Below are 6,017 nucleotides of genomic sequence, written 5' to 3' on the forward strand. Positions count from 1 at the left end.
CAGCCGGCGTTTCTGCTCAATGCAGAACGCTGCTCGTCTGTCGTATGGAGTTCAAACTGGAAACCGCAGATGATTTTCATGATCAGGGAATCATGCCTGAAATTTTGTATACGCGCCAGTATTGCCTGTTTTTTTTATCGTGCGGTGCACGATCGGCCTTATATCCCCTGACTGAAAGCAGTCTTAGCTCTCTATCCGTCCTGAGTTTCGCCCTGAATTCCTCTCATTTCCTTGCGGCGGAGCTTTTTTAAGAGATTTTGGTTTTGCGTCGGCTACTTTTATCGTCTTTACACATTAAATATGAAGTTTTTGAGGAGTTTAAACTTTATTTGTAATGTTTTAATCGCCGGCATCTCGGATGTCTGCAAAAATCCTGATGCCACTTGTAGAAAACTCCGTCTTCATCGGACGCCGACACAACGAGATGTCAGAAGACAATCATCTTCGTAGAACCGACAAAAACTATTCCGCAGCCTGATCCGCAGACAACTTCAGTCCGAAAAGGATCTGCCGTTGCATCACCAGGGCATCGCGGCACGCAAAAAAGACGCACCCCTGTCCAGGGCTGCGAACTTCTCTGAGCACATGTCCTTCGCCTGGATCAAGGATCTCACCCAACAGATCGTCTTTGCGGACAAGGTCTCCCGGCTTCACCAAACATCTGAAAATGCCGGCGGCCGCGGCATGGGCGTTCACAATGTCATCGTCGCGCAGTTGCTCAGAAGAAACGCCCTTTTGAACTTGGCAGGACAGAACACCACGCCGAACCAAAAAGCGCAACACGGCGTTGACGGCAATTTCGGCCGACACAACATCAATGCGGTCCGTTTCACTCGTGAAAATCGTATAAGCCCGGGTATCCCAGATCTGCCAGTTGTAATTGAGTGTCGTCGTATCGATCGGAAGCGGATCGCGTACGAAAACGTAAGGAAGCCCAAAGTCACATGCTGTCTGCGCATCACTCCAATCGGTGCTCATCATTCGCACGTGCGGCACAAAATCGCCTCGTATATAAAAGGAAGCGAACTGAATGCCCCATTTCCACCCAATCAGATGCTGAAACAAACCGGAGGCAATGCGCTGCGTCGTCTCGCCCTTGTCATAGCCGGGAAACATGCGATTGACGTCGGTGTCGTCCATCGCCCAGAAGCGCTTTCCGATGTTCACGGAAGACGGGTTGACGCAGGGAATGACTTCGACGGCGTGCCCTGCTGTCAACAAGCCTTCTTTCTCAAGCATCTTGAGCCGACGCACCAGCTGAGAGCAAATGTAGAGCTGCTGAATTTCGTTGCCTCTCATGGCCCCCACAATCGCAGCCGATTTTTCACCTTTGCCAAAGCGGTACCCCGTAATAACCATCGGCTCGCGGTAAAGCGACGGCATCTCAAAAATCCTGATGCGCCTCATTTGGCCGCTCCTTTTTTGTCTTTTCCAGATTCGCTGACGGCCAAAACGCGAGCGACGAGTGAACCGGGATTGACGACCGGATACTCGCGAAGCGTAAAAACCAGTCCGTTGCAGGGACTCTTCACATCCTGGAGAACCGTGCCGTCAATCGAATCAGTGATCAGTCCCAACGAATCGCCTTCGTGGAGATTCATCCAGTGCCGCACCTTCGGTATGAAAACGCCGGGATAGTCCGCATTGATAAATTTCACCCGACCGTCGGTTGAAACAATCGGCTCCGCCACCTCCTGGACGGGGCCTGACCAAATACCCAGACGCTTCATCAAGCGCAACAGACCGACAGTGATTCTCTCGCCATACTCCTGCGTAATGCGCATTCCGACGCCGGCCTCAATCACCAGACAAGGCACTCCGATTCTGTTGAGCGACCAGGCAAGCGTACTTTCCAAAACGGTGGCCGCCGCATGAACCCAGATGAAATCGCAGTTGAGTTCCTTAGCCAGGGGCACCAGTTTTTCGGCCGTGTTGATGTTGACACGAACCTGAGGAATCTCCCGCAGAAAGATATTCGACGCATGAATGTCAACGGCGCAGGCGGCCCCCTTCATGTCGGAAATGATCTTGGCTGCAATCACCTCTTCCGTGGTGCCTTTTGCGTCTCCCGGGAAAATGCGGTTCATATCCAGATCAAAACGCGGAATACCCCGCGTGATCGAATCAATGCCCAAAGGATTGACAGCAGGATAAATGTCGACAATACCGCTCACGAACTGAGGATTTTCAGCCAATATCCGGTTTAATCGAAAACACACATATTGACCTTCCAACTCGTCTCCGTGCGTGCCCGTCACCACGCAGATACGGGGCAATTGACGGCTTTCGGCCTCTTTTTCTGAAAGTCCGGCCGGCAGAATGCGGTTTTTGCGAATCACCGCCTTTTCGGCTACCGGCAGACGAATCGATACGACGTTTTTGATCATGTTATATGTTATTCGACAACTTCAACCACGGCAGACGATTGAACAGACTGCCGGGCACTTCCCAAGAAAATGCCTCGCTCAAGAGCTGCGTCTTCAAAATCGCACCCTCTGGCTAAAGCAATATAAGCTCCCTGAGCCAAACAGTCATGCGTCGGATCGAGCGCCGTCCACCTGTTGTTGACCCATGCCTGCACCCAGGCATGTGTGGCGCCTTCGCCTGCCATCAATCCGGCAACATATAAGGAAGGAACTGAAGCAAGTCTGAGAAGTGAAAGCAAGACGTGCGAATAATCCTGACAAACTCCCTTTCCGCATGACAGCGCCTGCTCAGCCGTTGTGCCGACATTCGTGACTCCCGGCATATAGACAAGGCTCGCGTGAGCCGCATGCATCAGAAGAAGGGCATCAGCCTGCACGTCTCCGGTCAAAGTCCCTTTGATACGCTCCCAAAGATTGACAATGCTCGGACCCGGCGTTGTGAGCCGCGTCGGATAGACAAAGTAAGGGGCTGCGGGATAGTCGCTTCGATTGTCGTCAAGGCAGGTTCGGACAATGCCCGAAGATTCAAAAAACAACTCGTCGTGGGGTTCGTCCATGCGTCCGGTCAGAGTCAAATTGCCGCAAACGGAATCAAAAACCGAAGCCGGAGGCTGAGGCAGACTCGTCGTAAGATGCGTTTCCAGGACTCTTTGTCCGGGCGTATCCGAGGGAAACGCCCTAATATGAAACACGTGTCCGGAAACGGGGGCAGAAAACCGATACGCCGTGGTAAAGGTGAAACGGCACTTCAAGGCAAAACTCTACTGACTCAGTGCAAAGCGTTGATAAGGTGCAACAGGTGTGCTCGGTTGCTTTCGAGCGCCGGCTCTTTCATGCTGCGCAGTTCCTGCAGAATCTCACGATTGAGGAGCGGCTCCACACGTCTCGTATGGGAAAGCATGCGGATGAGAAGTTCATCGATGGCGTATTCCTGACAATTGAGTCGGATCATCAGATCCAATCGTTCGGAATACTTCCCGACTTTCAAAAGGTCGCGTCGCTCGACATCGACAACGCGATCGTCTACCGATCCCCAAAACGCAAGCAACAGATCGCTCACGCGCTGCGTTTCCAGAAAAGCGGACTCAGCGATGCTGCCCTGTTCCAACCGATCCAGGGCCAACTGAATGAAGGCCATCGTTTCGGTGGTGATGAAGTTTCTCAGTACGATGGCGTTGTCATAAGCCCGTGAAAGATTGGAATAAATCGAATCCGGATTGGTCGCATCAAACAAGTATTTGACTTCAAAATCGGCGGCATCCCGATAGATATCCGACGGAATCGACAAGCGCTTGCAGAACGCCACGTAGTCCTCTCCGTCCTGATCAATCATTCGATCAAGCGATTGATTGAAAATGCGAACCGTTGAAAACACGCGCTCCACATACCGCCCAAGCCAATACAGGCGGTCGGCCTGCTCGGCAGAAATGGCTATCAGCATCGGTTTCGAAGTCATCTGAATCCTCACTTTATCCTGTCCCTTGATTTCCGCCCGATTTCATGAAGCCTTAACCCATGTGTCCTTAAAACCTCCGCCTTGCGAGGAATTCACGACAAAACTGTCGGCAACGCGGGAAAAACGCGTCAGTCCGCTCGGCCAAACTTCAACCGAATCCTTCCCGGTCAGCACGAAGGCACGCAGGTCCGCTTTTCGATACGCCGTTTCGTCGCCGTCCATCACCGGCAAATCAACAAAATCGATCACTTCCTGCACGATGAAGCGCCGCGGCTCCTTGCGTATGCGATCACGCCAGTCCGCAAGCGTTTCGCTGTCCATATCGCGTCCGAACACAACACCGTATCCTCCGGCTTCCGCCACGTCCTTAATGACGAGCTTTTCAATGTTGGACAGCACGTACTCCCGATCTTTTTCAAAGAATGGCAGATAGGTGGGCGCATTTTTCAGGATCGCTTTTTCACCCAAATAGTATTCGACCATTTTGGGAACGAAGTAATAAATGCCTTTATCGTCGGCCACGCCGTTGCCGGGCGCGTTGATGATCGCCACATTGCCCGCTCGATAGGCATCCATAATGCCCGGCACGCCGATGAGGCTTTCCGGCAGGAACGTAAGCGGATCAAGATACTCGTCGGAAATGCGGCGATAAACCGCTCCCACACGAACTTTTCCTTGAGCGCAATCTCGATAGTAGAGGCAGTTGTCTTCCACAAAGAGATCGTCGTTGACAGCCAACGCAAAGCCGGTCTTTTCCGACAGATAACTGTGCTCGAAAAAGGCTGCGTTGTAGCGTCCCGGCGTCATGACGACGCAGATGCCGTCGCAAGCCACGCTCTGCATCATGCGAGAGAGCATCTCGGGATATCGGCGGTTATCGATGATGTTTGCCGTTCTGAAGGTCTGAGGTGAAGCGCGTCGGCAAATCTCGCGAGCAATCAGCGGATAGGATGCTCCGGACGGAATTCTCAGATTGTCTTCCAGAACGTACCAGCTCTTATCACGAGCCTGGACCAGATCGATGCCGGCAATGTGCGTGTATACGCCTCCCGGTGGTGTAACGCCGTCGCAGGCTTTTAAAAAGCCCGGAGAAGAAAACACGAATTCGGGAGGGATCACGCCGTCCGTGATGATTCTCTTTTGTCCATAAATGTCCTGCAAAAACGCGTTGAGCGCTCGAACACGTTGAGCCAAACCGGTTGAAAGTTCCTTCCACTCGTCGGCTTCAATGGTTCTGGCAATCGGATCAAAAGGAAAGATCTGCTCGTGAAAACTGCCGTTTTTGTAAAGCCCGAATTTAACGCCGTAACGCGTGAGCATTTCATTGATGGAGGCACTGTTTCGAACGAGAGAATCCATGGCGAGCTTTCCTGCGGCGAAAAACGACACAAACTCCTTGGATTATCACTCACCAGACAGACAAACCCGGCGTTGTTCAAACCCAATCCGCACAAATCTTGGCCGATATCAGATTAAGTAGGCACATTGCTTTAGAAAAAAACGACAGACTTCTTCCTTTCTTACGGAAAAAACCAAGTCCGCCAAATGTCTGCCGTCCACGCCGCCCTGCAGCAGTCCCTCCGGACAATAGTGGCAATAACAGACAACCGTCGGCGTCGTGAACTGCGAACAGTATCGGCGCACGAATCGCTCTTGGTATTTCGTGAGTTCGGTGCGCAAAGATGCATACGCAAATTCCGGCTGCATGTCTTCGAGGAATTCCTCTCGCGTGCCTTTGTGAAACCGCATTGAATTGACGTCCTCCCCTAATTGAAATCAGAGGATTCCTTCGGAGTTGCTTACGCAACTCCAAGAGGCTGGTTCTCGCTGTTGGCGCCACAGTTTCGTGCAAAAGGCACGTCGGCTCCTGTGCTCACTTCACGAGCGATGCGCTTTTTATCGTGTGCGCTCGGACCTGTCCGGCCCTTCCTCCTCACGTTTATTGCGCCGACAATGTCGGCATTGTTTTCGTACCCGCAACCGATGCAGCGAAACTGCGCTTGACGCGGTCGATTGCGCTTATCCGTGCACGTGCATGACGGACACTCGCAACTCGTATAAGCCGCGGAAACGGCAACCACATAGCCTCCGGCTTTGTATTGCTGCCATTCAATCGCTTGCCGCATACCAAAAAA

8 protein-coding genes are annotated in these 6,017 nt (G+C 52.4%); 1 reads left to right on the forward strand and 7 read right to left on the reverse strand.

Annotation, left to right across the window (positions count from 1 at the left end; all coding sequences use genetic code 11):
• Positions 1 to 251: hypothetical protein (locus DW133_RS10240; protein ID WP_233542177.1), on the forward strand; the 251-nt coding region annotated here is incomplete at its 5' end.
• A 211-nt stretch (positions 252 to 462) separates the two neighbouring features.
• Here DW133_RS10240 and DW133_RS09835 read toward each other — a convergent pair.
• The 7 genes from DW133_RS09835 to DW133_RS09865 form a co-directional block, all read right to left on the reverse strand.
• Positions 463 to 1,407, reverse strand: coding sequence for a M14 family metallopeptidase (locus DW133_RS09835; protein WP_118276486.1), 945 nt, complete (start codon positions 1,405 to 1,407; stop codon positions 463 to 465).
• A complete protein-coding gene (locus DW133_RS09840) occupies positions 1,404 to 2,387 on the reverse strand; it encodes a M14 family metallopeptidase (protein ID WP_118276487.1) in 984 nt (327 codons plus the stop codon). Before DW133_RS09840 ends, DW133_RS09835 begins: the two co-directional genes overlap by 4 nt.
• A gap of 8 nt (positions 2,388 to 2,395) precedes the next feature.
• A complete protein-coding gene (locus tag DW133_RS09845; RefSeq protein ID WP_118276488.1) occupies positions 2,396 to 3,178 on the reverse strand; it encodes a transglutaminase family protein in 783 nt (260 codons plus the stop codon).
• Positions 3,179 to 3,195: 17 nt separating this feature from the next.
• The gene (locus DW133_RS09850; RefSeq protein WP_118276489.1) at positions 3,196 to 3,882 is read right to left on the reverse strand and encodes an alpha-E domain-containing protein; all 687 of its coding nucleotides are present in this window, start codon (positions 3,880 to 3,882) and stop codon (positions 3,196 to 3,198) included.
• A 42-nt stretch (positions 3,883 to 3,924) separates the two neighbouring features.
• The gene (locus DW133_RS09855; protein ID WP_118276490.1) at positions 3,925 to 5,241 is read right to left on the reverse strand and encodes a circularly permuted type 2 ATP-grasp protein; all 1,317 of its coding nucleotides are present in this window, start codon (positions 5,239 to 5,241) and stop codon (positions 3,925 to 3,927) included.
• A 108-nt stretch (positions 5,242 to 5,349) separates the two neighbouring features.
• Positions 5,350 to 5,631, reverse strand: a complete 282-nt coding sequence (locus DW133_RS09860) for a hypothetical protein (protein WP_118276491.1) — start codon at positions 5,629 to 5,631, stop codon at positions 5,350 to 5,352.
• A gap of 50 nt (positions 5,632 to 5,681) precedes the next feature.
• Positions 5,682 to 6,017, reverse strand: a 336-nt coding sequence (locus DW133_RS09865) for a zinc ribbon domain-containing protein (protein WP_147408930.1), incomplete at its 5' end; no start/stop codon positions are given.

The organism is Sutterella sp. AM11-39 (assembly GCF_003472385.1).
Classification (GTDB): Bacteria; Pseudomonadota; Gammaproteobacteria; order Burkholderiales; family Burkholderiaceae_F; genus Duodenibacillus; species Duodenibacillus intestinigallinarum.